General features: G+C 70.6%; 22 protein-coding genes and 1 pseudogene. 18 read left to right on the top strand and 5 right to left on the bottom strand.

All coding sequences use genetic code 11. From position 1 onward, the window contains the following. Window positions 1-38 precede the first annotated feature (38 nt). The 5 genes and pseudogenes from dop to prcA all read left to right on the top strand — a co-directional run bounded on the left by dop (window position 39) and on the right by prcA (window position 3,890). Complete coding sequence (gene dop, locus SH922_RS07310; protein ID WP_393056127.1) at window positions 39-1,550, top strand: depupylase/deamidase Dop; 1,512 nt, start codon at window positions 39-41, stop codon at window positions 1,548-1,550. Window positions 1,551-1,670: 120 nt separating this feature from the next. Next, window positions 1,671-1,889: a ubiquitin-like protein Pup gene (locus tag SH922_RS07305; RefSeq protein ID WP_326735254.1), complete on the top strand. Its 219-nt coding sequence runs from the start codon at window positions 1,671-1,673 to the stop codon at window positions 1,887-1,889. A 104-nt stretch (window positions 1,890-1,993) separates the two neighbouring features. Further along, window positions 1,994-2,179, top strand: a pseudogene (locus tag SH922_RS07300) (endonuclease domain-containing protein); the annotation flags it as partial. Further along, a complete protein-coding gene (prcB, locus tag SH922_RS07295; protein ID WP_266776881.1) occupies window positions 2,131-2,976 on the top strand; it encodes a proteasome subunit beta in 846 nt (281 codons plus the stop codon). The pseudogene SH922_RS07300 and the gene prcB, both read left to right, overlap by 49 nt. A 59-nt stretch (window positions 2,977-3,035) precedes the next feature. Beyond that, a complete protein-coding gene (gene prcA, locus SH922_RS07290; RefSeq protein ID WP_393056124.1) occupies window positions 3,036-3,890 on the top strand; it encodes a proteasome subunit alpha in 855 nt (284 codons plus the stop codon). A gap of 55 nt (window positions 3,891-3,945) precedes the next feature. On the opposite strand, the gene SH922_RS07285 is transcribed toward prcA, so the two are convergent. Then, window positions 3,946-4,983 (bottom strand): LacI family DNA-binding transcriptional regulator, encoded by a 1,038-nt coding sequence (locus tag SH922_RS07285; RefSeq protein ID WP_393056122.1) that lies wholly within the window; start codon window positions 4,981-4,983, stop codon window positions 3,946-3,948. 132 nt (window positions 4,984-5,115) lie between these two features. Here SH922_RS07285 and SH922_RS07280 point away from each other — a divergent pair, with 132 nt between their 5' ends. The 12 genes from SH922_RS07280 to SH922_RS07225 all read left to right on the top strand — a co-directional run bounded on the left by SH922_RS07280 (window position 5,116) and on the right by SH922_RS07225 (window position 17,222). After that, window positions 5,116-6,375 carry an MFS transporter gene (locus SH922_RS07280; protein WP_393056120.1) on the top strand — a complete coding sequence of 420 codons (1,260 nt, stop codon included), beginning with the start codon at window positions 5,116-5,118 and terminating at the stop codon, window positions 6,373-6,375. A 9-nt stretch (window positions 6,376-6,384) separates the two neighbouring features. Further along, window positions 6,385-7,746, top strand: a complete 1,362-nt coding sequence (pafA, locus tag SH922_RS07275) for a Pup--protein ligase (RefSeq protein ID WP_123468669.1) — start codon at window positions 6,385-6,387, stop codon at window positions 7,744-7,746. A 142-nt stretch (window positions 7,747-7,888) separates the two neighbouring features. Beyond that, window positions 7,889-8,845 (top strand): FKBP-type peptidyl-prolyl cis-trans isomerase, encoded by a 957-nt coding sequence (locus tag SH922_RS07270; protein ID WP_393056117.1) that lies wholly within the window; start codon window positions 7,889-7,891, stop codon window positions 8,843-8,845. Between the two features lie 43 nt (window positions 8,846-8,888). Then, window positions 8,889-9,263: an FKBP-type peptidyl-prolyl cis-trans isomerase gene (locus SH922_RS07265; RefSeq protein ID WP_393056115.1), complete on the top strand. Its 375-nt coding sequence runs from the start codon at window positions 8,889-8,891 to the stop codon at window positions 9,261-9,263. 171 nt (window positions 9,264-9,434) lie between these two features. Then, complete coding sequence (locus SH922_RS07260; protein ID WP_393056113.1) at window positions 9,435-10,388, top strand: helix-turn-helix transcriptional regulator; 954 nt, start codon at window positions 9,435-9,437, stop codon at window positions 10,386-10,388. Window positions 10,389-10,401: 13 nt separating this feature from the next. Continuing rightward, the gene (locus SH922_RS07255) at window positions 10,402-11,358 is read left to right on the top strand and encodes a WYL domain-containing protein (protein ID WP_326664073.1); all 957 of its coding nucleotides are present in this window, start codon (window positions 10,402-10,404) and stop codon (window positions 11,356-11,358) included. 18 nt (window positions 11,359-11,376) lie between these two features. Further along, window positions 11,377-11,646, top strand: coding sequence for a hypothetical protein (locus SH922_RS07250; RefSeq protein ID WP_393056111.1), 270 nt, complete (start codon window positions 11,377-11,379; stop codon window positions 11,644-11,646). Between the two features lie 47 nt (window positions 11,647-11,693). Continuing rightward, window positions 11,694-11,891 carry a hypothetical protein gene (locus SH922_RS07245; RefSeq protein ID WP_393056109.1) on the top strand — a complete coding sequence of 66 codons (198 nt, stop codon included), beginning with the start codon at window positions 11,694-11,696 and terminating at the stop codon, window positions 11,889-11,891. A gap of 228 nt (window positions 11,892-12,119) precedes the next feature. Next, window positions 12,120-12,410, top strand: coding sequence for a Sec-independent protein translocase subunit TatA (tatA, locus tag SH922_RS07240; protein WP_359143882.1), 291 nt, complete (start codon window positions 12,120-12,122; stop codon window positions 12,408-12,410). A gap of 49 nt (window positions 12,411-12,459) precedes the next feature. After that, window positions 12,460-13,416: a twin-arginine translocase subunit TatC gene (gene tatC, locus SH922_RS07235; RefSeq protein WP_393056107.1), complete on the top strand. Its 957-nt coding sequence runs from the start codon at window positions 12,460-12,462 to the stop codon at window positions 13,414-13,416. A gap of 18 nt (window positions 13,417-13,434) precedes the next feature. Next, entirely contained in the window at window positions 13,435-14,343 is a 909-nt protein-coding gene (locus SH922_RS07230) for a diacylglycerol kinase (protein WP_393056105.1), read from the top strand. Window positions 14,344-14,387: 44 nt separating this feature from the next. Continuing rightward, the gene (locus SH922_RS07225) at window positions 14,388-17,222 is read left to right on the top strand and encodes a DEAD/DEAH box helicase (protein WP_393056103.1); all 2,835 of its coding nucleotides are present in this window, start codon (window positions 14,388-14,390) and stop codon (window positions 17,220-17,222) included. Between the two features lie 117 nt (window positions 17,223-17,339). On the opposite strand, the gene atzF is transcribed toward SH922_RS07225, so the two are convergent. Genes atzF through SH922_RS07205 form a run of 4 tightly spaced genes read right to left on the bottom strand, consistent with a single transcriptional unit; the run spans window position 17,340 to window position 24,023 of the window. Further along, window positions 17,340-19,028: an allophanate hydrolase gene (gene atzF / locus SH922_RS07220; protein WP_393056101.1), complete on the bottom strand. Its 1,689-nt coding sequence runs from the start codon at window positions 19,026-19,028 to the stop codon at window positions 17,340-17,342. Between the two features lie 11 nt (window positions 19,029-19,039). Continuing rightward, a complete protein-coding gene (locus tag SH922_RS07215; RefSeq protein ID WP_393056099.1) occupies window positions 19,040-22,588 on the bottom strand; it encodes a 5-oxoprolinase/urea amidolyase family protein in 3,549 nt (1,182 codons plus the stop codon). Beyond that, entirely contained in the window at window positions 22,585-23,208 is a 624-nt protein-coding gene (locus SH922_RS07210) for an urea amidolyase associated protein UAAP2 (protein WP_393056097.1), read from the bottom strand. The genes SH922_RS07215 and SH922_RS07210 overlap by 4 nt, the downstream gene beginning before the upstream one ends. After that, a complete protein-coding gene (locus tag SH922_RS07205; protein WP_393056095.1) occupies window positions 23,205-24,023 on the bottom strand; it encodes an urea amidolyase associated protein UAAP1 in 819 nt (272 codons plus the stop codon). The genes SH922_RS07210 and SH922_RS07205 overlap by 4 nt, the downstream gene beginning before the upstream one ends. 156 nt (window positions 24,024-24,179) lie before the next feature. On the opposite strand from SH922_RS07205, the gene SH922_RS07200 reads away from it, so the two are divergent. Beyond that, on the top strand, window positions 24,180-24,836 hold the full coding sequence (locus SH922_RS07200; RefSeq protein WP_393056093.1) for a TetR/AcrR family transcriptional regulator: 657 nt from the start codon (window positions 24,180-24,182) through the stop codon (window positions 24,834-24,836). The last annotated feature ends 87 nt before the right edge of the window (window positions 24,837-24,923 follow it).

Here is a 24,923-nt window from a genome sequence, read left to right as displayed (position 1 = left end):
GCCCCCGGAAGGGAGCGACGCCGGGCAAGGAGGGCCGCATGACCGTACGGCGAGTAATGGGCATCGAGACCGAGTACGGGATCTCCGTGCCCGGCCACCCCAACGCCAATGCCATGCTCACCTCGTCCCAGATCGTCAACGCCTACGCGGCGGCGATGCACCGGGCGCGCCGCGCCCGCTGGGACTTCGAGGAGGAGAATCCGCTGCGCGACGCGCGAGGCTTCGACCTCGCCCGTGAGACCGCCGACTCCAGCCAGCTCACCGACGAGGACATCGGCCTGGCCAATGTCATCCTCACCAACGGAGCACGGCTGTACGTCGACCACGCGCACCCCGAGTACAGCTCGCCGGAGATCACCAATCCCAGGGACGCCGTCCTGTGGGACAAGGCCGGCGAACGCATCATGGCCGAGGCCGCCGAGCGCGCGGCCCAGCTCCCTGGCGCCCAGCCGATCCACCTCTACAAGAACAACACCGACAACAAGGGCGCCTCGTACGGCACGCACGAGAACTACCTGATGAAGCGCGAGACGCCGTTCTCCGACATCGTGCGCCATCTGACGCCGTTCTTCGTCTCGCGCCAGGTCGTCACCGGCGCCGGACGGGTCGGCATCGGCCAGGACGGTCACGAGCACGGCTTCCAGATCAGCCAGCGCGCCGACTACTTCGAGGTCGAGGTCGGCCTGGAGACCACCCTCAAGCGCCCGATCATCAACACGCGCGACGAGCCCCACTCCGACGCCGAGAAGTACCGCCGGCTCCACGTGATCATCGGCGACGCGAACCTCTCGGAGATCTCCACCTACCTCAAGCTGGGCACCACCTCGCTGGTCCTCTCCATGATCGAGGACGGCTTCATCAACGTCGACCTGGCCGTCGACCAGCCGGTGCGCACCCTGCACCAGGTCTCCCACGACCCCGACCTCCAGCAGCTGATCACTCTGCGCAGCGGCCGGACACTCACCGCTGTCCAGCTTCAGATGGAGTACTTCGAGCTGGGCCGCAAATACGTCGAGGAGCGGTACGGCGCAGACGCCGACGAGCAGACCAAGGACATCCTGATCCGCTGGGAGGACACGCTCAACCGGCTGGAGAACGATCCGATGAGTCTGTCCCGTGAGCTGGACTGGATCGCCAAGCGGGAGCTCATGGAGGGCTACCGCCGTCGCGACAGCCTGGACTGGGACGCGGCCCGCCTGCACCTGGTGGACCTGCAGTACGCGGACGTACGGGCCGAGAAGGGCCTCTACAACCGTCTGGTGGCCCGCGGCAGGATGAAGCGCCTGCTGGACGAGAACGAGGTCGAGAAGGCCCGTACGGCGCCTCCGGAGGACACCAGAGCGTATTTCCGCGGTCGCTGTCTGGAACAGTACGCGGACGACGTCGCCGCGGCATCCTGGGACTCGGTCATCTTCGACCTGCCGGGCCACGACTCCCTTCAGCGGGTGCCCACCATGGAGCCGCTACGGGGCACCCGCGACCACGTCAAGGCACTCCTGGACCGCTGCCGCACCGCGGAAGAGCTGGTCCGGGTGCTGTCGGGCGGCTGAAAGGGCCGCCGACTGGGAATCATTCCGATGACCTCCGGACGTTGAGACAAGTACCGGGCCAATGTCGGACCCCGTAGGTAGGGTCTGATCAAGTGCTTCGAACCGAGCGGGGTGAGCTATATGGCGACCAAGGACACCGGCGGCGGACAGCAGAAGGCGACGCGCTCCACCGAAGAGGTCGAGGAGCAGGCGCAGGATGCGCAGGGCTCCGAGGACCTCAAGGAGCGACAGGAGAAGCTGAGCGACGACGTCGACGACGTCCTCGACGAGATCGACGACGTCCTGGAGGCGAACGCCGAGGACTTCGTTCGCTCATTTGTGCAAAAGGGCGGGGAGTAACCGGCCCGGCACCCTGACCGGTGACCGGTGACCGGCGTGCGGCACGGGCCTCCGCCCGTGCCGCACGACCGCGGGCACGGATCGTGATCGCTCCGAATACCTCCGCCACACATGTGGATCACCCCGGTCGGACGGGTAGGGTCCGTGGCATACGGTGCTTCAACTGCAATTCGGCCGTAGGCAAGTTGGGAGATGCTCCTGACGCCTAGCGCAGGGCCATCGCTTACCTGGAGGGAAACGCGTGGAAGCCAACACTCGTAGCACCGGGCGTCTACCAGCTGCCTTCCTGACGCCCGGGTCCTCTTCGTTCATGGACTTCCTGTCCGACCAGTCGCCCGGGATGCTCCCGGGCAACCGGCAGCTGCCGCCCATGAAGGGGGCCATCGAGGCGCCGCACGGCACCACGATCGTCGCGGCGTCCTTCCCGGGCGGCGTCGTCCTGGCCGGTGACCGGCGGGCGACCATGGGCAACATGATCGCGCAGCGCGACATCGAGAAGGTCTTCCCGGCCGACGAGTACTCGGCGGTGGGTATCGCCGGTACGGCGGGTCTGGCCGTGGAGATGGTCAAGCTCTTCCAGTTGGAGCTCGAGCACTTCGAGAAGGTCGAGGGGGCCCAGCTCTCCCTGGAGGGCAAGGCGAACCGGCTCTCCACGATGATCAGGGGCAATCTGGCGATGGCCATGCAGGGTCTCGCCGTGGTGCCGCTCTTCGCCGGCTACGACGTCGACCGTGAACGGGGCCGGATCTTCAGTTACGACGTCACCGGCGGCCGTTCCGAGGAGCACGGGTACGCGTCGACCGGCTCCGGATCGATCTTCGCCCGTAACTCGATGAAGAAGCTCTACCGCGAGGACTTGACGGAGGAGCAGACGCTCACGCTGGTCGTGCAGGCGCTGTACGACGCGGCGGACGACGATTCCGCGACCGGTGGACCGGACGTGGGCCGTCGTATCTATCCGATCCTCACCGTCATCACCGACGAGGGCTTCCGGAAGCTCACCGAGACGGAATCCTCCGAGATTGCCCGCTCGATTCTGGAACGCCGGCTGGAACAGCCCGACGGCCCGCGCGCCGCGCTGCTCTGACCGCCCGTTCCGAGGCTTCTTCGATGCTCCTGCCACTGACAGAAAGGGACGGATAGCCGGTGTCGACGCCGTTCTATGTCTCACCTCAGCAGGCCATGGCCGACCGGGCGGAATACGCCCGGAAGGGCATCGCCCGTGGTCGCAGCCTGGTTGTGCTGCAGTACGCCGACGGCATTGTGTTCGTCGGCGAGAACCCGTCCCGTGCGCTGCACAAGTTCAGCGAGATCTATGACCGGATCGGTTTCGCCGCCGCCGGCAAGTACAACGAGTACGAGAATCTCCGCATCGGCGGAGTGCGCTATGCAGATCTGCGCGGATACACCTATGACCGCGACGATGTGACGGCGCGTGGGCTGGCGAACGTCTACGCCCAGACGCTCGGCACCATCTTCTCCAGTGCGGCCGAGAAGCCGTACGAGGTGGAACTGGTGGTCGCCGAGGTCGGCGCCGGGCCCGAGGGCGACCAGATCTACCGGCTGCCGCACGACGGCTCGATCGTGGACGAGCACGGTTCGGTCGCGGTCGGCGGCAACGCGGAACAGATCAGTACCTTCCTGGACCAGCGCCACCGTGACGGGATGTCCCTCGCCGAGGCCCTGAAGCTGGCGGTGCAGGCCCTGTCCCGCGATCCCAACGGCAGCGAGCGGGAGATCCCCGCAGAGCGGCTGGAGGTAGCGGTCCTGGACCGTACGAGGCCGCAGCAGCGCAAGTTCAAGCGGATCATCGGCCGGCAGCTGGCCCGGCTGCTGGAGGCGGACGGCGCCGATTCGACGCCGACTGACGCCCCTTCGGATACAGAGGACGGCGAGGGCGCGGACACCTCCGCGGCAACGACGGACACCGGCAAGACGGGCGGGAAGAAGGCCGCCCCTGGTGCCGGTGATTCCACCGACTCGGGCGGCGACGTGGAGTAGCCGGCTCTGCCGGTCTCCGTGCCCCGGTCCGCCTCCTCGGCGGGCCGGGGCACTGTCATGCCGGGTGGCGGCCGGGCGGAGGCGCGGAGGAGCCGCGGACGATCAGCCGCACCGGCAGGCCGCCGGACTCGGCCGGCCTGCCGTCCAGTACGGCCAGCAGTGCGCTCATACCGCGGCGGCCGACCTGCTCGGCGGGCAGTTGCACGGTGGTGAGCTCGGGTTCGACGGCCGTGGCCAGGGCCAGGTCGTCGAAACCGGTGACGGAGAGGTCGTCCGGAACCCGCAGGCCGAGCCGCCGGGCGGCCTTGCACGCACCCGCGGCCAGGATGTCGTCGTCGCAGACGATGGCGGTGGGCCGTGGCCCCGTGGCCCCGAGCGCGCGTTCCGTGGCCTCGCGGCCGGCCCGTACGTCCAGTGCGGCAGGGACGGTGAGGACCTCGGTGCCGGGGACACCGCTCAGGGAGTCGTGGAGTGCGCGGGCGCGGACCGCGAACGTCCAGGAGTCGACGGCCGAGGCGAGATGGATGAATCGGCGGTGGCCGAGGGCGAGCAGATGCTCCGTCACCTGCCGCATCCCGTCGGCGATGTCGAGGTTGACCCGGGCGGCGGGTCCGGGCGCCGCGGGGTCGCTGTCGAGCATGACCAGGGGGAGACCGGCACCGTGCAGGGCACCGAGGGCGTCGGCGGCCATGGAGGAGGCGATCACCCCGTCCAGGGCGGCGCGCGCCGAGGCGAAGGGATCCCGGGCCGGTCCCGTGCCGTCGGGTGAGGGGTAGAGGACGACGCCGAAGCCGTGCTCGGCGGCGACCGCCGCGGCCCCCGTGTAGACCCGGGCGAAGAACTCGTTGGTCAGTGCGGGGACGACGAGCAGGGCGGTCCTGGTGCGGCCGAGACGCAGATTGCGGGCGGCGAGGTTGGGCCGGTAGCCCAGGGCGCGGGCGGCGTCGCGCACCCGGCCGGCGGTGGTCTCGGAGACCCGGCCGCGCCACTTGTCACCGAGGACCAGGGAGACGGTGGCCTGGGAGACGCCTGCGGCCCGCGCGACATCGCGGCTGGTGGGCCGGGGGGTGCCGGGCGGTGCTGGGCTGGTCACGCGGGCCTCCGGGCCGGTCTGGGCAGGCGCTGCGAGGTGGACCTGCGGACTGGGCTCATGGTACGTATGAACCCGGAAGTTATACGTAAAACCTCGGGTGGCCGCAAGGCGCTCCAAGGAGAGGGCGGGGACATGGCCGCGGGATATCTGGACATCCTCCGGGCGCGGCATGCCGCCCGGCTGCTGACGGGCACCCTGGTGGGCCGGCTGCCGAACGGCACCGCACCCATCGCGATCGTGCTGTTCACCCGTGCGGAAGGGGGCAGCTACGCCCTCGCGGGTGCCCTCGCCGCGGTGTACGGGCTGGGCACGGCAGTCGGCCAGCCGCTGCTGGGCCGCGCCGTGGACCTCTACGGCCAGCCGCGCGTCCAGTTGCCCGCCGCCGTCCTCTCCGCCCTCGGCATGGTCCTGCTCGCCGTGGCCGGTCTAGGTTCGCTGCCGCTCGCCTATGCGGCCGTGGCCGTCGCAGGGGTGGCCACACCGCCCCTGGAGGGGGGCCTGCGGGCCCTGTGGCCGAGTGTCCTCGGCAGCGAGGACCGGGTGCACCGTGCCTACGCCATGGACGCGGTCGCGCAGGAGGTCATGTTCACGGTGGGGCCGCTGCTGGTGACCGTGCTGGTCTCCCTCTGGTCGCCGGCCGCCGCACTGCTCGTCATCAACGCGATCGGCGTCCTGGGGGCGCTCTCCGTCGTCCTGTCCGAGCCCTCCAGGGCCTGGCGCTCCGCGCCGCGCGAGGCGCACTGGCTGGGGGCCCTGCGCTCGCCCGGGCTGCTGGCGCTGCTCGGCTCCTTCTTCTTCATCGGGCTGGCGCTGGGCTCCATCACGGTGGCGGGCGTGGCGTACGCCGACGACCACGGCCGGGAGTCCGTCTACGGCTGGCTCATGGCCGCTCTGGGCCTGGGCGCGCTGATCGGCGGCGCGGTGTACGGGGCACGGCAGTGGTCAGGACCGCCCGAGCGCCGGCTCCGGGTGATCGTGGCGCTGCTGGCACTGGGCTATCTGCCGCTGATCCTGACGCCCGGTGTGGTGGCGATGACCGTGCTGGCCGCCGTCGCCGGAGTGTTCCTGGCCCCGGCCATCGCCTGCTCGTTCATCGTCGTCGACCGGCACGCCCCGCGGGGCACGGTGACGGAGGCGTTCTCCTGGCTCGTGACGACGTTCGGGGTGGGCGCGGCGGCGGGCACGGCCGTGGCGGGCCCGGCCGTGGAGTTGGGCGGGACGGCGTGGAGTTTCGCCGTGGCGGGGGCCGGTGGAGTGGCCGCGCTGCTCGTTCTGCTGGCCACCGGAAAGGTCCTCGCAGCTCCCGGACATAGTGCTGTTGCGGTGCGAGGATCGGAAAATGATCGAAACGGTGCCGTCGAACCCGGTTTCAGCTCGGGCCATCAGGCGTAATGTTCAGTCATGGACCGCCGCATTTTCGGGCTGGAGAACGAGTACGGCGTCACGTGCACGTTCAGGGGACAGCGCCGACTGTCTCCTGATGAAGTGGCGCGCTACCTCTTCCGCCGTGTTGTGTCATGGGGCCGCAGCAGCAATGTCTTTCTGCGGAACGGCGCCCGCCTCTACCTCGACGTGGGATCGCATCCGGAATATGCAACCCCCGAATGCGACAACCTGACCGAGCTGGTCACCCACGACAAGGCCGGCGAGCGCATTCTCGAAGGCCTGCTTGTCGACGCCGAACGCCGCCTGCACGAGGAGGGAATCGCAGGCGACGTCTATCTCTTCAAGAACAACACCGACTCGGCGGGAAACTCCTACGGATGCCATGAGAACTACCTCGTGGCCCGGCACGGAGAATTCTCCCGGCTCGCGGACATCCTCATTCCCTTCCTCGTCACGAGGCAGCTGATCTGCGGCGCCGGCAAGGTGCTGCAGACCCCCCGGGGCGCCGTCTACTGCGTCAGCCAGCGTGCCGAGCACATCTGGGAGGGCGTCAGCTCCGCGACGACGCGCTCCCGTCCGATCATCAACACCCGCGACGAACCGCACGCGGACGCGGAGCGCTACCGCCGTCTCCACGTCATCGTCGGTGACTCCAACATGTCCGAGACGACCATGCTCCTCAAGGTCGGCGCGACCGACCTGGTGCTCCGCATGATCGAGGCGGGCACGGTGATGCGGGATCTGACCCTGGAGAACCCGATCCGGGCGATCCGTGAGGTCAGCCACGACATCACGGGGCAGCGCAAGGTCCGCCTCGCCAGCGGCCGCGAGGCGTCCGCCATAGAGGTGCAGCGCGAGTACTACGAGAAGGCCGTGGACTTCGTGGACCGCCGTGGCATCCGCACGGGCAACGTCGAGAAGGTCCTCGAACTGTGGGGCCGTACGCTCGACGCGATCGAGGCCGAGGACCTCGACCGGATCGGCACCGAGATCGACTGGGTCATGAAGTACAAGCTCATCGAGCGGTACCGGGCCAAGCACAACATGACCATGTCGAATCCGCGGGTCGCCCAGATAGACCTCGCCTACCACGACATCCACCGCCGCCGGGGCCTGTACTACCTGCTGGAACGCAAGGGCCAGGCCGCCCGTATCTGCAACGACCTGAAGATCTTCGAGGGCAAGTCGGTGCCTCCGCAGACGACCAGGGCGCGGCTGCGGGGCGACTTCATCAGGCGGGCCCAGGAGCAGCGGCGGGACTTCACCGTCGACTGGGTCCATCTCAAGCTCAACGACCAGGCGCAGCGCACGGTGCTGTGCAAGGACCCGTTCCGGTCCGTCGACGACCGAGTGGAGAAGCTGATCGCGGGTATGTGAGCCGGCGCAGGACGCGCCTCGGCTCTCGTGCGACTCGGGCCCCGTACGTTCCTCGTACGGGGCCCTGCGCACGCCCTAGAGTGTCGGGGACCCCCTGGGGCTTGCGTCCCAACAAATGTGCCGTCTGAGATCTGAGGAACCAGTGCGCCGAATTGCCGGCCTTCTCGTCGTCCCCCTGCTGCTGGTGTCAGCGGCCTGCGGCAGCGACGACAAGGGCTCCGACTCCGCTTCCGCCTCCGCGTCCGCCCCCGCGAAGGGCGGGTTCCCCGCCATCACCGCGGGCGCGAAGTTCGGCGAGAAGCCCACTCTGGCCAAGGGCACGGGAACGCCGCCCAAAGAGCTGAAGACCAAGGTCATCAGTGAGGGTGACGGCGCCACGCTCAAGAACGGCGACGCGATCCAGGTCAACTACCTGGGGCAGGCCTGGGACTCCGACAAGCCGTTCGACAACAGCTTCGACCGCAAGCAGCCGTTCGATCTCACGCTCGGTGCCGGCATGGTCATCCAGGGCTGGGACAAGGGCCTGGTCGGTCAGAAGGTCGGCAGCAGGGTCGAGCTCGTCATCCCGCCGGACCTCGGTTACGGTGCGCAGGGCCAGGGCGACATCAAGCCGAATGCCACCCTCGTCTTCGTCGTCGACATCCTGAAGGCGAAGCAGATCCCGGCATCCGCCAAGGGCACCGCGGTCGCCCAGGACAACGTCGACCTGCCGAAGGTGGGCACGAACACCGACGGCAAGGCGCCGACCCTCACGATCCCCAGCAAGGTCGCCCCGCCCAAGAAGCTGGTCTCCAACTACGTCCTGGAGTCCAAGGGCGAGGTCGTCAAGGAGACCGACACGGTCGTCGTGAACTACGTGGCCAAGCTGTGGAAGGACGGCAAGGAGTTCGACAACACCTACGCCACGGGCAAGACCGCCTCCTTCCCGCTCGCCCAGGTCACCCTCAAGGGGCTCAAGAACGGCCTGATCGGCAAGAAGATCGGCAGCCGTGTGCTGCTCGTCATCCCGCCGGACCAGGGTCTCGGTGACAAGGCACAGCAGTCCGTGCCCGCGAACTCGACGCTCGTCTTCGCCGTGGACATCCTGGCAAAGATGTAAGACTGTCCCGGTTGCCCAGTTCATCATTTAGAGGAGCAAGTCAGTGAGCATCGAGAAGCCCGAGATCGACTTCCCGGGTGGCGAGCCGCCGGCCGACCTGGAGATCAAGGAGATCTGGGAAGGCGAGGGCGCCGAGGCCAAGGCCGGCCAGACCGTCTCCGTCCACTACGTGGGCGTGGCGTTCTCCACCGGCGAGGAGTTCGACGCCTCCTGGAACCGCGGCACCCCGCTCCAGTTCCAGCTCGGTGCCGGTCAGGTCATCAAGGGCTGGGACCAGGGCGTGCAGGGCATGAAGGTCGGTGGCCGTCGCCAGCTGACCATCCCCGCGCACCTCGCGTACGGTGACCGCGGCGCCGGCGGCGGCGCGATCGCCCCGGGCGAGACGCTGATCTTCGTCTGCGACCTGGTCGCCGTCTGATCTCGCGCCCCTGCGCTCCGAGGGCCCGTGCCGCAAGGCGCGGGCCCTAGTGCCGCGGCGGGCAACGTTTGCCCCGTCGCGGGCAAACGTTGCCCGCCGCGGCACTAGCTTTTGTCCGGACGCTCCGGAGCGGTACGGTCGAGGGTCGTAGAGCAAACAGAGAGGGCGTCGATGGCGATTGCCAAGGCCGAGCGGCTGATGAACCTGGCACTGTGTCTGCTGGGGACCCGGCGCCCGCTCAGCAAGCGCGAACTGCGCGGTTCCATCGAGGCCTATCTCGAAGCGGGTTCCGACGACGCCTTCAACCGGATGTTCGAGCGCGACAAGGACGATCTGCGCGAGCTCGGTCTGGTCATCGAGACCGTGGAGAACCTGGACGGCGACACCGGCTACCTCGCCCGCCGCGACAGTAACCGGCTGCCCCCGATCACGCTGGACGCCGAGGAGGCCGCGGCCCTCGGGCTGGCCGCCAAGGTCTGGCAGCAGGCCCGGCTGGCCGGTGCCGCCAGCGGAGCCCTGCAGAAGCTGCGGGCCGCGGGCATGCCGGAGGCGGAGGACGCGTACGAGGTGCACAGCGCCCTCGAACCCCGTATCCCCGTCCACGAGGCCGCGTTCGAGCCGCTGATGCTGGCCTGCCGCGACCGCCGGCCGGTGACCTTCGACTACCGCAAGGCCAACGCGGCACGCCCTGAGCAGCGCCAGGTCGAGCCGTGGACGCTGGAATGCTGGCGCGGACACTGGTACCTGGCCGGCTGGGACCGAGGGCGGGGTGCGGAGCGGGTGTTCCGGCTCTCCCGGATCGCGGGCAAGGTCCGTTCCCGGGCCGGGGCCTTCACCGCCGAGGTGCCCGACGTGGTCACCGTCCGCGAGACCGTCGAGAGCTGGGCGGGCGAGACGGCGACGCGCACCGCGCTGATCAGGCTGCGGGCCGATTCCGGCTACCCGCTGCGGGCCCGGGCGATATCGGTCCGGGAACTCGGGAACGGGTGGGAGGAGTTGGAGATTCCGTACGGACACGGTCTGGACGCCTGGCTCGTCGAGTTCGGTCCGGACGTCGTCGTGACCGAACCTGCGGATCTGCGGGCCGACGTGGTGGACCGGCTGCGCGCCGTGGCCAAGGACTGAGGGGACCGTATTCATGGCCACGAACGCCATCGACCAGACCCGCCGGATGCTCTCTCTGGTGACGTATCTGCGCGAGCGCCCCGGCGCCCATGTCCAGGACGTCGCCCGGGCGTTCGGAATCACCGAGGACGAGCTGATCTCGGACCTCGACGTCCTGCCCATGTGCGGGACGAGCTTCCGCGGCGGCGATCTGCTGGACATCGACACGGACGGCGACCGCATCTGGTGGCACAATCCGGACGACGTCGCCGAGCCCCTGCGGCTCGCGGCCGACGAGGCGACGGCGCTGCTGGTCGCCGCCCGCGCCGTCGCGACGCTGCCCGGACTGCGCGAGAGCGACCGGCAGGCGCTGCTGCGGGCCACCGCCAAGCTGGAGGCCGCAGCCGGTGAGGTCGGGGCCGCGAGCTCCCGGCTCTCGGTCACCTTCGAGTCCGAGGGCGGCGTCTTCGCCGACGTGGACCGGGCGATCTCCGAACGCCGCCGGCTCTGGCTGCGTTACTACTCGCCTGCGCGCGACGAGCTGACCGAGCGCGAGGTGGACCCGATCCGGCTGTTCGCCGTCGGTCACACCTACATGGAGGCCTGGTGCCGGTCCTCCGAGGACCGGCGTACGTTCCGCCTCGACCGGGTTGCCGAGATCCGGCTGCTGGACGAGCCGGCCGCGCCGCCGGAGCTGGAGCTCCGGGACCTGTCGGAGGGTCTGGTCCAGCCGGCCGCCGAGGATCCGGAGGTCGTGGTCGAGGTCGGCCCCGGCGGACGCTGGGTCGCCGAGTACTACCCGCACGACAGCGCGGAGGAACTGCCCGACGGCGGCCTGCGGATCACCCTGCGCACCCCCGACCCCGCATCGCTGCGCAGGCTCGCGCTGCGGCTCGGCGGGGAGGGGCGCATCGTCTCGCCTCCGGAGCTGGCGCGGAGCGCCCGGACCGCGGCCCGGGCGGCTCTCGCGGCGTACGACGGTCTGGCCTGAGGGGATACCTGAGGAGATATGGGCAATATGTCTGTGGTGTCCGGTGTGCCGACCGTGGTCGTTCCCGAATCCGTACGGTTCAAGGCCGCCTGCCCGGAGTGCCGCGCGCGGTTCGAACTCGCGGCGGCGGAGTTCCGTCTCGCGATCGGTGCGAGCAGCCGGACCACGTTCTACTCCTTCACCTGCCCCGCCTGCGGCGCATCGGTGCGCAGGCCCGCGGGGGAGCGAATAGTGGAACTGCTCACCAGCGGCGGTGTGCGGACACTGCGCCTGCACACCGGTGTCTGAGACACCACTCCGGACCTTCGGACACTAGACACATCGAGGCTCTGCGCATGTTCTGGCCCATGCTCGCCATCGCCCTGGGATTCCTCGGCATCGCCGTCCTCGGCGTGCTGGCCGTCAAGGTCTTCATCGAGGCCCAGCGCCTCGGTCACCAGGTGACAAGCACCACTGAGCGCATCAACCGGGCCGCCGAGGACCTGGAGCGCGCTGCCACGAATCTCGCGTCCACGGGCGAAACCCTGCGCTGACCGGCCTGTTCGATCCGGGTGGGCGCGGCCTCCTCTTTCGCAGTTGCGGGGGGTACGCTGCTGGTGACGGCCCTGGCAGGGGGTGCGGGCCGCTGTTGAAAGTATGCATAGGCATTGCCTCGCGTTTACTCCCGCGGGTTACGATCGCTCCCAGCGAAATGGTCGGACGTGTGTCCGACCCAAAGGGCAGCGAGCCCACCTCCAGCCGCCTCAGCGAGAAGGAAGCACATCATGGGCAATCTGAAGCCTCTCGAGATCGTTCTGATCATCGCTGTCATCCTGCTGTTGTTCGGCGCCAAGAAGCTTCCCGACATGGCGCGTTCGCTCGGCAAGTCGGCCCGCATCCTCAAGAGCGAGGCCAAGGCGATGAAGAAGGACGACGAGCCGGTGGCCACGACGGACACGGTCGCCGACCAGGGTGCTCAGCAGCCCGCCGCCGCGCGCACGATCCAGGCCGCTCCCGGCGATGTGACGAGCTCCCGCCCGGTGAACGAAGCGAAGCCCACCACCCAGAGCTGATCGCTGACGGGTCTCCCCGACAGCTGCCGCACGAGACGAGGGAAGTGGGTTGCTCAAGTCTGCCCGCAAGCAGGAGAAGGACGGCGAGGGGCGGATGCCTCTCGCTGATCACCTGCGTGAGTTGCGTAACCGACTGCTGATCGCGGTCGTGGCGGTCATCGTGATCACGTCGGTCACTGCCTTCTTCTACCAGGATCTGATCGACTTCCTGATCCGCCCGATCCTGGAGTCGGTCGGCTGCACCAACGGCCAGAAGAAGCAGGCGAACGGCCACCCCTGCGCCGAGATGACGGTGAACGGACTGGTCGCTCCGTTCTCCATCGCCCTCAAGGTCTCCCTCATGGCGGGCGTGGTGTTCTCCACTCCCGTCTGGCTCTACCAGCTCTGGGCGTTCCTGGCCCCGGGCCTCCACAAGAACGAGAAGAAGTACGCGCTGTGCTTCGTCGGCGCCGGGGTGCCGCTGTTCTGCGTGGGAGCTGCGCTCGCGTACATCCTGATGCCGCAGACCGCGGCGGTTCTGCTCGACTTCACACCGGACAACACGACGAACCTGCTGCCCGTCGACGACTATCTCGACATCGTCACGCGCATGGTGATCGTGTTCGGTCTCGCCTTCGAGCTGCCGCTCCTGCTCGTCCTGCTGAACTTCACCGGAGTGCTCACGGCCAAGCGGCTCGCGTCCTGGTGGCGCGCCATGGTCATGGGCATCACGGTCTTCGCAGCGGTGGCGACCCCGACGGGTGACCCGCTGACGATGGTGTCGCTGGCGGCACCGATCGTGCTGCTCTACTTCATCGCGCTCGGCATCTGCATGGCCAACGACCGGCGGAGGCGTCGCGGCAACCCCGACGCCGAGCTGGACGACGACGAGGCGTCGGAGCTGGATCTCACGCCTGAGGACATCGGCGACATGGAGAACGTGTCGGCTTCGCTGCCCGCGCAGGCTGACGGGGAACTGGACGGCGGACGATCGAGCCGGCGAGACGGTTACGACGACATCACCTGACCTTGTAAGGTCCCCCGGGTGACCAGCGAGATCACCCTTTTCGTCAATCCCACCGCAGGGCGCGGCCGGGGCGCGCACGCCGCGCAGCCGGCCGCTTCCGCGTTGCGGGACGCCGGATTCTCCGTCCGTACTGTGCTCGGTGAGGACGCCGACGACGCGTTGCGCCGGGCGCGAGAGGCCGTGGCCGGGGGAACGGGCGCGCTCATAGCCGTCGGCGGCGACGGGATGATGTCCCTCGCCCTCCAGGCGGTCGCCGGGACCCTGACCCCGCTCGGTGTCGTCGCCGTCGGTACGGGCAACGACTTCGCCCGCGCTCTCGGCATGCCGATACGGGACCCCGCGGCGGCGGGCCGGCTGGCCGCCGAGGCGCTCAAGGGCGGTGCCGTACGCGAGATCGACCTCGGCCGGGTCGGTGAGCGCTGGTTCGGGTCCGTGCTCGCCTCCGGCTTCGACTCCCGCGTCAACGACCGCGGCAACCGGATGCGCTGGGTCGGCGGCCGGTTCAAGTACGACCTGGCGATCCTCGCCGAACTCGCCGCCTTCAAGCCCATCCAGTACCGCATGAGTCTGGACGGCGGGCCCTTCCGGGAGATCGAGGCGACCCTCATCGCCGTCGGCAACGGGTCCACCTACGGCGGCGGCATGCGGATCTGCGCGGATGCCGTCATGGACGACGGCCTCTTCGACGTGACGGTCGTCGGCGACTGCAGCCGCACCACTCTCCTCAAGGTGTTCCCCAAGGTCTACAAGGGGACGCACCTCGGCCACCCCGTCGTCACTGTGCACCGGGTCTCCACCATCGCGCTCGAAGCGGTCGGTGTCACCGCGTACGCGGACGGTGAGCCGCTCGGCGCGCTGCCGTTGACCGCCACGTGTGTACGGGGAGCCGTCAGGGTGCTGGAGGTGCGTTCCCCCACGGGGAATTAAAGATCGAGTGACTGTCACAGGCGGCGGGTAGGCTCGTGGACAAGATGACAGAGGACCTCTCACCAGCTGAGCGATACCAGGCTTCCCGGATCCGAGCCGCCGAGCAGGCGACCGCACTCGGGCCGTTCCGCGAGATGTACGAGTTCGGTCTGGACCCCTATCAGATCGAGGCCTGCACCGCGCTGGAGGCCGGCAAGGGCGTGCTCGTCGCGGCCCCGACCGGTTCGGGCAAGACGATCGTCGGCGAGTTCGCCGTTCACCTCGCCCTGGCCCAGGGCCGCAAGTGCTTCTACACCACGCCGATCAAGGCCCTGTCCAACCAGAAGTTCGCCGACCTGGTCAAGCGCTACGGCGCGGACAAGGTCGGCCTGCTGACCGGGGACAACAGCGTCAACGCCGATGCACCGGTGGTCGTCATGACCACCGAGGTGCTGAGAAACATGCTGTATGCGGGCTCCCAGGCGCTGAACGGCCTCGGTTACGTGGTGATGGACGAGGTGCACTACCTCTCCGACCGCTTCCGGGGCGCCGTGTGGGAGGAAGTGATCATCCACCTCCCCGAATCCGTCACCCTGGTGTCGCTGTCCGCGACCGTGTCCAACGCCGAGGAGTTCGGCGACTGGCTGGACACCGTCCGCGGCGACACCCAGGTGATCGTCTCCGAGCACCGGCCGGTGCCGCTCTGGCAGCATGTGCTGGCCGGCCGCCGGATGTACGACCTCTTCGAGGAGGAGAGCGACCACGGCGGCCGCGGGTCCGGACGCCGTGAGGTCAACCCCGACCTGGTCCGGCTCGCCCGCATGGAGAACCAGCGCGGATACAACCCGCGTGAGCGCCGCCGCGGGAAGATGGTGCGTGAGGCGGACCGCGAGCGCGAGCGGCGCCAGCGCAGCCGGATCTGGACACCGTCGCGCGCCGAGGTCATCGACCGGCTGGACGCCGAGGGACTGCTGCCCGCCATCACGTTCATCTTCAGCCGGGCCGGCTGCGAGGCCGCCGTGCAGCAGTGCCTGCACGCCGGGCTGCGGCTCAACGACGAGGACAAGCGCCGGCTGGTCCGGGAGATCGTCGAGCAGCGCACGGCGTCCATCCCCACCGAGGACCTGCACGTCCTCGGCTACTACGAGTGGCTCGAAGGACTGGAGCGGGGCATTGCCGCGCACCACGCCGGGATGCTGCCGACCTTCAAGGAGGTCGTCGAGGAGCTCTTCGTACGCGGGCTCGTGAAGGCGGTCTTCGCGACGGAGACCCTCGCGCTCGGCATCAACATGCCCGCACGCTCCGTGGTCCTGGAGAAGCTCGTCAAGTGGAACGGCGAGCAGCATGCCGACATCACACCCGGCGAGTACACCCAGCTGACCGGCCGGGCCGGCCGGCGCGGAATCGACGTCGAGGGTCACGCGGTGGTGCTCTGGCAGCGTGGCATGGACCCCGGCGCGCTGGCCGGACTCGCGGGCACGCGTACGTATCCGCTGCGCTCCAGTTTCCGCCCCTCCTACAACATGGCCGTCAACCTGGTCCAGCAGTTCGGGCGGCACCGCTCTCGCGAGCTGCTGGAGACCTCCTTCGCCCAGTTCCAGGCGGACCGCTCGGTGGTCGGTATCTCCCGGCAGGTCCAGAAGAACGAGGAGGGACTGGAGGGCTACAAGGAGGGAATGACCTGCCATCTCGGTGACTTCGAGGAGTACGCGCGGCTGCGCCGCGACCTCAAGGACCGGGAGACGGAGCTCGCCAAGCAGGGTGCGTCGCAGCGGAGGGCCGCGGCGGCCGCGTCCCTGGAGAAGCTCAAGCCGGGAGACGTCATCCACGTGCCCACCGGCAAGTTCGCCGGTCTGGCACTCGTCCTCGACCCGGGGCTGCCGGCCGGGCGGACCAACGGGCACGGACACCGCGGGCTCGAATACCACGACGGGCCGCGGCCGTTGGTGCTGACGTCCGAGCGCCAGGTGAAGCGGCTGGCCTCGATCGACTTCCCGGTGCCGGTCGAGGCGCTGGAGCGGATGCGCGTCCCGAAGTCGTTCAACCCGCGCTCGCCGCAGTCGCGCCGCGACCTGGCGTCCGCGCTGCGGACCAAGGCCGGGCACATCGTGCCGGACCGGCACCGCCGCGAGCGCGCTGTCGCCGCCGACGACCGCGAGATCGCGCGCTACCGGGCCGAGTTGCGCGCCCACCCCTGCCACGGGTGCGACGAGCGCGAGGACCATGCGCGGTGGGCCGAGCGGTACCACCGGCTGCAGCGGGACACCCAGCAGCTGGAGCGCCGCATCGAGGGGCGGACGAACACGATCGCCCGCACCTTCGACCGGATCGTGGCCCTGCTCACCGAGCTCGACTACCTCCGGGGCAGCGAGGTCACCGAGCACGGGCGGCGGCTGGCCCGGCTGTACGGCGAGCTGGACCTGCTGGCGAGCGAGTGCCTGCGGGCGGGCGTGTGGGAGGGCCTCAACCCTGCCGAACTCGCCGCATGTGTCTCGGCGTTGGTGTACGAGGCGCGGCAGTCGGATGACGCGGTGGCGCCGAAGCTGCCGTCCGGGCCGGCGAAGACCGCGATGGGCGAGATGGTCCGGATCTGGGGGCGTCTGGACGCCCTGGAGGAGGACTTCAAGATCAACCAGGCGGAGGGGGTCGGACAGCGTGAACCCGATCTCGGATTCGCCTGGGCGGTGTACATGTGGGCGTCCGGGCGGACGCTGGACGAGGTGCTGCGCGAGGCGGAGATGCCGGCGGGGGACTTCGTGCGGTGGTGCAAGCAGGTGATCGACGTTCTGGGGCAGGTGGCTGCGGCGGCTCCGCGTGAGGGGAGCTCGGTGGGGAGGAATGCGCGCAAGGCGGTCGATGAGGTGTTGCGGGGAGTGGTGGCTTACAGCTCTGTGGGGTGAGGCGGGGGTGCGGGGTGCCGTGCGTTGCCGGGTGCGGATGAGGTTGCGCCTGCGGCGGTCCTGTTCCCCACCCGCCCCTTCCCGTAACCGGGGGCTCTGCCCCCGGACCCCCGCTCCTCAAACGCCGGAGGGGGCGCCGGGAGGACCGGAGGGGCCGGGGAAGTCGTTGGCTAGGGTGGATCTGTAGGCGCGCCAGCCGCCGTGACCCGTGATGTCCTCTGACCCCTCCACCGCGTACGGCTCGCAGAGGAAGCCCGCAGCCGTCGTGCCGTCCGACAGGTCCACCCGGCCCAGCACCATGGGGTGCGGGAGGGCTGCTGTGAGGGTGCCCAGGCCCTCGGCGGGGAGTTCCCAGACTTCTGTCTCGATGGCCGCGCCTCCCTCGCCCGTCCGGACCAGGCCCGGCTTGGGGGGCGTTGTCGCCAGGGCGTGCAGGCGGTAGACGGGGGCCGTCGTGGTCGTGCGGATCAGGCGGGCGCCCAGCGCCAGGAGTTGCGGGTTGAGCGGCTCACCGGTCAGGTGGGCGCCCGCCACCGCGATGCGGACCGGCGGGGTCAGCAGGGTGGCGATCCGGGTCAGGCGTTCGTCCGTGTGGGCCGGACCGATCAGCATCACGCCGAACGGCAGGCCGGCCACCTCGCCCGCCGGCGCGGCCACCGCGCACAGGTCGAACAGGTTGGTGGAGTTGGTGAACCGGCCGAGGCGGGCGTTCGCGCCCAACGGGTCGGCCGCCACCTCCGCGAGCGTGGGGTGTCCGGGCGTCGTGGGCAGCAGCAGGGCGTCGGCGTCACCGAGCGCGGCCTCGGCCGCGGCACGGAGCCGCTCCAGTCGGTCCCGGTCCGCGAACAGGCGGTGTGCCGGGATGTCCCGGGCCGCGGTGATGATGCCCGCCACCGTGGGGTCCAGGTCCGCGGGGCCGGTGTCGACGAACGCGCCCACCGCGGTGTAGCGCTCCGCGACGAACGCTCCCTCGTAGAGCATGGCCGCCGCCTCCGTGAACGGGGTCAGGTCGACCGGCCGCAGGACGGCGCCCGCCGCGCGGAGGCGGTCCGCGGTGGCTGCGTAGGCGTCAGCCCAGCCGGGGTCCAGTTCGCCCAGCTGTTCCGTGGGCGGCACCGCGATCCGCCACGGCCCCGGGACACGGGCGGGGACGGGGTGGGCGGTGGGCGTGGTCATCAGGGCGAGCGCCGCTTCCGCCTCGGGGAGCGTACGGGCGAAGACAGTGACGCAGTCCAGGCTCGCGCAGGCGGGCACCACGCCGTCCGTCGGGACGAGACCGCGGGTCGGCTTGAGCCCCACGATGCCGTTGAACGCCGCCGGGACCCGGCCCGAGCCCGCCGTGTCCGTACCGAGTGCGAGGTCCGCGATGCCGAGCGCGACGGCGACCGCCGAACCCGAGCTGGAACCGCCGCTGATGCGTTCGGGGGCGGGGGCGCTCCGGACCGCGCCGTACGGGGAGCGGGTGCCGACCAGACCCGTGGCGAACTGGTCCAGGTTGGCCGTGCCGATCACCAGGGCGCCGGCGGCCCGGAGACGGGCCACGGCGGGGGCGTCCGCGGCGGGTTCGTACGCGTAGGAGGGGCAGCCCGCCGTGGTGGGCAGGCCGGCCACGTCGATGTTGCCCTTGACGGCCAGCAGCCGGCCGGCCAGAGGGAGGTATTCGCCTGCCGACAGCCGGGTGTCGAGGGCGTGGGCCTCCTCCTCCAGATCGGCCTGCGGGCGCAGGCCGATCCAGATCTCCGGGCGGTCCACCGCCGCGATACGGGCGTACGCGGCGCGGACCCGGGTGAGCGTGGGGTCGGACATCAGGGTGCTCCTCAGTTCGTACGGGTGGGCGGGGCGAGGGTCACCAGTGCCGTGCCCGCTTCGACCTGGGCGCCCGGCCGGGTGAGGATCCGTTCCACCACACCGTCGGCCGGGGCATGCACCCGGGACTCCATCTTCATCGCCTCCAGTGCCAGCAGCGGCTGACCTGCCGTCACGATGTCACCCTCGGCCACATCGAGCTGCCAGACCGATGCCGCGAACTCGGCCTCCACCAGCCGGCCGCCCGGCGGCACCGTCACCTCGGCGGCGGGCGGCGCCGGTGCGTCGGCGGCGTCGGCCCGGGCGAACTCGCCCGCGGCCTCCCACGCGTCCCGCTCGGCGGCGAAGGCCGTGCCCTGGCGGGCACGGAAGGCGCCGATCGACTCGGCGTTCCCGGCCAGGAACTCCTCGTACCGGGCCAGTGAGAACTCGCCCTCCTCGATCCGCGGGACGAAGCGGCCGGAGACGATGTCCGCGCGCAGCTCCAGGAGTTCGTCCGCCTCCACCGGATACCACTTGATGCGGTCGAAGAAGCGGAGCAGCCACGGCGAGCCCGGCTCGAAGGCGCCGCGCTGCTGCCAGCCCGACCAGACCTGGGTGGTGCGGCCGACGAACTGGTAGCCGCCCGGCCCCTCCATGCCGTAGATGCAGAGGTAGGCGCCGCCGATGCCGACGGAGTTCTCCGCGGTCCAGGTCCGGGCCGGGTTGTACTTGGTGGTGACGAGGCGGTGCCGCGGGTCCAGCGGGGTGGCCACCGGAGCGCCGAGGTACACGTCTCCCAGGCCCATCACCAGATACTCGGCGTCGAACACCGTGCGGTAGACGTCGTCGACCGTGTCCAGGCCGTTGACCCGGCGGATGAACTCGATGTTCCACGGACACCACGGCGCGTCGTCGCGTACCCCTGCCATGTAGCGGGTGATGGCCTCGCGGGTCGCCGGATCGTCCCAGGACAGCGGGAGATGCACGGTGCGGGAGGGGACGGTCAGGGCGTCGGTGGGCGGGAGCGCGGCCTCGGTGCGGTGGAGCAGGTCCAGCAGTCCGGTCTGGGCGAGGACCGCGGGGTCCGTCTGGATCTGGAGCGAGCGGATGCCCGGCGTCAGACCGGTGATACCGGGAACAGCCGCCTCCGTCAGCGCCTCCATGAGGGCGTGGACGCGCATGCGCAGGGCCAGGTCCAGCTGCATCGGGCCGTACTCGACCAGGACGTTGTCGTCGCCGCTGCGGCGGTAGGTGAGGACGTCGTCGCGGTAGAGGATGCCGCCGTCGGTGATCTCCGGGCGCGGTTCGCCGGTCACCGTCACCGGCATGAAGCGGACGGTGTCGCCGGGCCGCAGCTGGCCCAGCTTCCAGCGTTCGGCCGTCACCACCGTCGCCGGGCAGACGAAACCGCCGAGGGAGGGGCCGTCCGGGCCCAGGAGTACGGGCATGTCGCCGGTGTAGTCGACCGCGCCCACGGAGTACGGAGTGTCGTGGATGTTGGACGGGTGCAGTCCCGCCTCGCCGCCGTCCGTCCGGGCCCAGCGAGGCTTCGGGCCGATGAGGCGGACGCCGGTGCGGGCCGAGTTGAAGTGGACCTTCCAGTCGGCCGCGTAGAAGTCGTGGATGTCCTCCTCGGTGAAGAACTCCGGCGCCGCGTGCGGGCCTTCGGCCGCGGCGATGTGCCAGCCGGCCGCGAACCGGGGCCGCTCCGGCACCGGCACGGGGAGCGCCGCCGGTGCGGGGCCCCCGCCGTGCAGGACGTCGCCGGTGCGCAGGGCCCGGCCGCCGTGTCCGCCGAAGCCGCCGAGCGTGAACGTGGCCGCGCTGCCCAGGAACTCCGGCACGTCCAGACCGCCGCCGGCGAAGAGGACGTACGTACGCAGCCCGTGTTCCGCCGGTGCGCCGATCGCGAGCGCGGCACCCGCCGGGACGGTCAGCGGCTCCCACTGCGGGACCGGTGCGCCGTCGAGGGTCACCGGAGCGGGGGCGCCGGTGACGCACACGGTCGTGGGACGGGTGAAGCGGAGGGTGGGGCCCTGGAGGGTGCACTCCAGCCCCGGGGCGCCCGGGGCGTTCCCGAGAGCCGTGTTGCCCAGCCGGAAGGACAGATCGTCCATGGGGCCCGACGGCGGTACGCCGACCTGCCAGTAGCCGGTGCGGCCGGGCCAGTCCTGAACGGTGGTGAGGGTGCCGCCGGAGACGACCTCGATGCGGGGCGTCGGGTCGTCGATCGTGGCGAGCGTGGCCGTGGAGTGCGCCGCGGTACGGACCCGGTCGTCGGCCAGTGCGGCCCTGACCAGCCCGAGATTGGTCTCGATGCCGTCGATGCGGGTCGCCGCGAGCGCCGCGTCCAGCCGGGCCAGGGCCTCGGCGCGGTCGGTGCCGTACGCGATGACCTTGGCCAGCATCGGGTCGTACGCCGTCGTCACCTCCGTGCCCGTCTCGATCCAGCTGTCCACCCGCAGGCCCTCGCCCCGGGGGAACGCGACCCGGGTCAGCAGACCGGCACCGGGGCGGTGGTCGCGGCTGGGGTCCTCGGCGTAGACCCGCGCCTCCACGGCGTGGCCGTGCGGGGCGTCCGGCTGCCGTACGACCGCGGTGTCGCCCTGGGCCAGACGCAGCATCCACTCGACGAGGTCGACGCCGTGGATCTCCTCGGTGACCGGGTGCTCGACCTGGAGGCGGGTGTTGACCTCCAGGAAGTACGCCTCGGCCCGCGCGGCGTCGTACACGAACTCGACCGTTCCGGCCGAGCGGTAGCCGACCGAGGCGCACAGCTCCCGTGCGGAGTCGGTCAGCCGGGTGCGGATGCGCTCGGGGAGGCCGGGGGCGGGGGCCTCCTCCAGGACCTTCTGGTTGCGGCGCTGGAGGGAACAGTCGCGGTCGCCGAACGTCACCACCCGGCCGTGCCCGTCGCCGAACACCTGCACCTCGACGTGGCGGGCGTCCTCCACCAGGCGTTCCAGGAAGACCCCCGCCGAGGAGAACGACGCGGCGGCGACGCGCTGCACCCGCTCCCAGGCGTCGGCGAGCTCCGGGGTCGACCGGCAGGCCGACATGCCGATTCCGCCTCCGCCACCCGTGGCCTTCAGCATCACGGGATAGCCGATGCGCTCCGCCGCGGCCAGCGCCGACGGCAGATCAGGCAGGAGGCCGGTCCCGGGGGCGAGCGGCACGCCCGCGGCCTCGGCCGCGGCGCGTGCGGTGTGCTTGGCGCCGAAGAGTTCCAGCTGGGCGGCGGTCGGGCCGACGAAGACGATCCCGGCGTCCTCGCAGCGCCGGGCGAACTCCGCGTCCTCGGAGAGGAATCCGTACCCGGGATGGATGGCCCCGGCCCCGGTGTCCTTCGCGGCGCGCAGCACCAGATCGGCGTCCAGATAGGACTCCTTGGCGGGCGCCGGGCCCAGCCGTACCGCCTCGTCGGCGAGCCGGACGTGCGGGGCCGAACGGTCGGGGTCGGAGAAGACGGCGACCGTACGCAGTCCGAGGCGGCGGGCCGTACGGATGATCCGGACGGCGATCTCGCCGCGGTTGGCGATCAGCAGCGTGTCGAAGGCCGCAGGTGTGTCGAAGGTCATCGGCTCGTCCCGGTGAGGGTGGCTTCTACCGCCGTCGGCTCGAAACCGTTGCAGGGGTTGTTGATCTGGGGGCAGTTGGAGATCAGCACGAGGACGTCGGTCTCGGCCCGCAGCGTGAGGCTCAGCCCGGGTGCGGAGATCCCGTCGACGATGCCGAGCGTGCCGTCCTGTTCCACGGGCACGTTCATGTACCAGTTGATGTTGGACACGAGGTCGCGTTTGCCGAGCCCGTGCCGGGCGCCCTCGGTCAGGAAGTTGTCCACGCAGGCGTGCTGCGACCAGGTGTGGTGGCCGTAGCGCAGGGTGTTGGACTCCTTGGAGCAGGCGCCGCCCACCGTGTCATGACGGCCGCAGGTGTCCGCGGTGACCGTCATGAGGGGGGTGTGCTCGTTCGACATCAGCACACTGCCGGTGGTGAGGAAGATGCCGCCCCGGGCCTGGATCGTGTCGGGCGCGCTGTAGCGGATGGCCGTGTCGTGGGCGTCGTACACCAGGAAGTCCACCGCCTGGTTGCCGTGCAGATCCGTCAGCGTGAGGTGTTCGCCGGCCCGGACGGTCGCGGACCAGGCCGCGCGGGCGGGGATGACGGTGGTGGAGAGGACCGTGGCGGTCGTGGTCATGCGAGCCCCCGGGCGGTGAGGAAGTCGAGTGTGTTGAGGAAGGCGCGGCGGCCCTCCGGAGTGGCGTCCCAGAGGGCGTCGCCCGGGGCGGTCGGCCGTGCGCTCCAGGCCAGTACCTCCAGCGGGGTGCTGGTGTAGGCGGGGCGGGGGTCCAGCGGATGCGGGACGTTCGCGAGCAGTACGGTCAGGTCCTGCTCGGCGCGCAGGGTCACCGAGGCGCCCGCACCCGCCGAGCCGGTGAACTCCGCCGTGCCGTCCTCCCCGATCCGTACGCCCTGGAAGAAGGAGAGGGACGGCGGCAGGTCGCGCGGCTCCAGACCGTTCTTCAGGGCAGCGAGCTTGAGCAGCTCCCGGCCGGCGGGGGAGGCCGACTGCGGGGTGCCGTCGCCGTACCGTGCGGTGTTCCGCCGCAGCGTGGACGTGCCGCACAGCGCGTCGTGACGGCCCGAGGAGTCGGCGGTCACCGAGGCGAGCACCCGTCCCTGGTCGGACAGGAGCAGCCGGCCGGCGCCCAGATAGGCGTTCCACTGGACCTTGACGGTGTCCGCGGTGTTGAGCCGTTCCCACGGCCGGCCGTCGGCGTACAGCAGCAGATGGGCGCAGGCGTCGCCGGTGAGGTCCGTGAGCCGCAGTTCGGTGCCGCGTGCCAGGACCCGGTGCGTGTAGTTGCCGCCCGCGACCGTCTCGGCCCAGACCGGCGTGCCGGGGGCGGCGTCCGGCCAGTCGGTGGCGGGCACCACCGGCATGGACCCGGTACGGGAGCCGCCCTGGGCACGTGCGTGGTCCCGGGCCCCGTGTGTTGTCGCTGTCGCCATGGCTCAACCTCCGGCTCGACGTGGTGCCGATGCTTGTTTCTGTCGCGCGACAGAAATTAGGACGCCGGGGAGTCGTGGCCATTGCCCGTTCGTTGCGCGGGAGTTACCGAGTACTCACCAAGATCGTGGCGGGTGGGGATGTGCGACGATCGGCCCATGTCCAGCACCTCAGGTACCGGCGGCGGGCGCCGGGTCGGCCGGCCGCGCGCCACCCAGCGCCCGGACAGCGGACTGTCCGCGCGGGACGAACTTCTGGCCGCGGCGGCGGAGTTGTTCACCACCCGTGGATACGCGGCGACCACCACCCGTGCCGTTGCCGAACGGGCCGGCATGCGCCAGGCGACGATGTACCACTACGTGGCGGGCAAGGAGGATCTGCTCGCGGCGCTCCTGGAGTCCACCGTCACCCCGTCGCTCGCGCTCGCCGAGAAGCTGCTCGCGGACGGGGCGCGGCCGGCCGAGGACCGCCTGTGGGAGCTGTGCCGGGCGGACGTGGCGCTGCTGTGCGGGGGCCCGTACAACCTGGGGGCGCTGTACGTACTGCCGGAGGTGCGGGCCGAACGGTTCGCGGACTTCCACCGGGTGCGGGCGGCGCTGCGGTCCGCGTACGGGGAACTGCTGGCCGCCACCGAAGCGGGCGCGGCGCTCGACGGGGGCGAGGCGCGGCTCCGTGCGGACCTGGTCTTCGGGCTCATCGAGGGCGTGATCCTCGTGCATCTGTCGGGGCCCGAGCGTGCGACGGAGACGTTCGCGGCGGCGACGGCGGACGCGGCCCTGCGGATTGTGGGGGCGGCGCCGGAACGCCGCGGGTGATCCCGGGGAGTGACGTCGGTGTCACGCGGTCGGCCGGGTCCGCGTCCTGCGGGCCCGGTCGGTGGCGGTGGTCCTTTCTGTCGTGCG

The sequence above is a fragment of the Streptomyces sp. LN549 genome (assembly GCF_043203805.1).
In the GTDB taxonomy this organism is placed as follows: domain Bacteria; phylum Actinomycetota; class Actinomycetes; order Streptomycetales; family Streptomycetaceae; genus Streptomyces.
The sequence above is the reverse complement of the archived record's forward strand: the minus strand, read 5'-3'. Positions and strand labels throughout refer to the sequence as shown.

What these genes read in the sequence shown, in the direction of transcription:
- SH922_RS07215 (WP_393056099.1), bottom strand. Translation starts at nt 22,588, where the DNA reads ATGACCTTCGACACACCTGCGGCCTTCGACACGCTGCTGATCGCCAAC.
- SH922_RS07200 (WP_393056093.1), top strand. Translation starts at nt 24,180, where the DNA reads ATGTCCAGCACCTCAGGTACCGGCGGCGGGCGCCGGGTCGGCCGGCCG.
- pafA (WP_123468669.1), top strand. Translation starts at nt 6,385, where the DNA reads ATGGACCGCCGCATTTTCGGGCTGGAGAACGAGTACGGCGTCACGTGC.
- SH922_RS07260 (WP_393056113.1), top strand. Translation starts at nt 9,435, where the DNA reads ATGGCGATTGCCAAGGCCGAGCGGCTGATGAACCTGGCACTGTGTCTG.
- SH922_RS07305 (WP_326735254.1), top strand. Translation starts at nt 1,671, where the DNA reads ATGGCGACCAAGGACACCGGCGGCGGACAGCAGAAGGCGACGCGCTCC.
- SH922_RS07255 (WP_326664073.1), top strand. Translation starts at nt 10,402, where the DNA reads ATGGCCACGAACGCCATCGACCAGACCCGCCGGATGCTCTCTCTGGTG.
- SH922_RS07250 (WP_393056111.1), top strand. Translation starts at nt 11,377, where the DNA reads ATGGGCAATATGTCTGTGGTGTCCGGTGTGCCGACCGTGGTCGTTCCC.
- SH922_RS07205 (WP_393056095.1), bottom strand. Translation starts at nt 24,023, where the DNA reads ATGGCGACAGCGACAACACACGGGGCCCGGGACCACGCACGTGCCCAG.
- SH922_RS07280 (WP_393056120.1), top strand. Translation starts at nt 5,116, where the DNA reads ATGGCCGCGGGATATCTGGACATCCTCCGGGCGCGGCATGCCGCCCGG.
- SH922_RS07210 (WP_393056097.1), bottom strand. Translation starts at nt 23,208, where the DNA reads ATGACCACGACCGCCACGGTCCTCTCCACCACCGTCATCCCCGCCCGC.
- atzF (WP_393056101.1), bottom strand. Translation starts at nt 19,028, where the DNA reads ATGTCCGACCCCACGCTCACCCGGGTCCGCGCCGCGTACGCCCGTATC.
- SH922_RS07225 (WP_393056103.1), top strand. Translation starts at nt 14,388, where the DNA reads ATGACAGAGGACCTCTCACCAGCTGAGCGATACCAGGCTTCCCGGATC.
- SH922_RS07245 (WP_393056109.1), top strand. Translation starts at nt 11,694, where the DNA reads ATGTTCTGGCCCATGCTCGCCATCGCCCTGGGATTCCTCGGCATCGCC.
- dop (WP_393056127.1), top strand. Translation starts at nt 39, where the DNA reads ATGACCGTACGGCGAGTAATGGGCATCGAGACCGAGTACGGGATCTCC.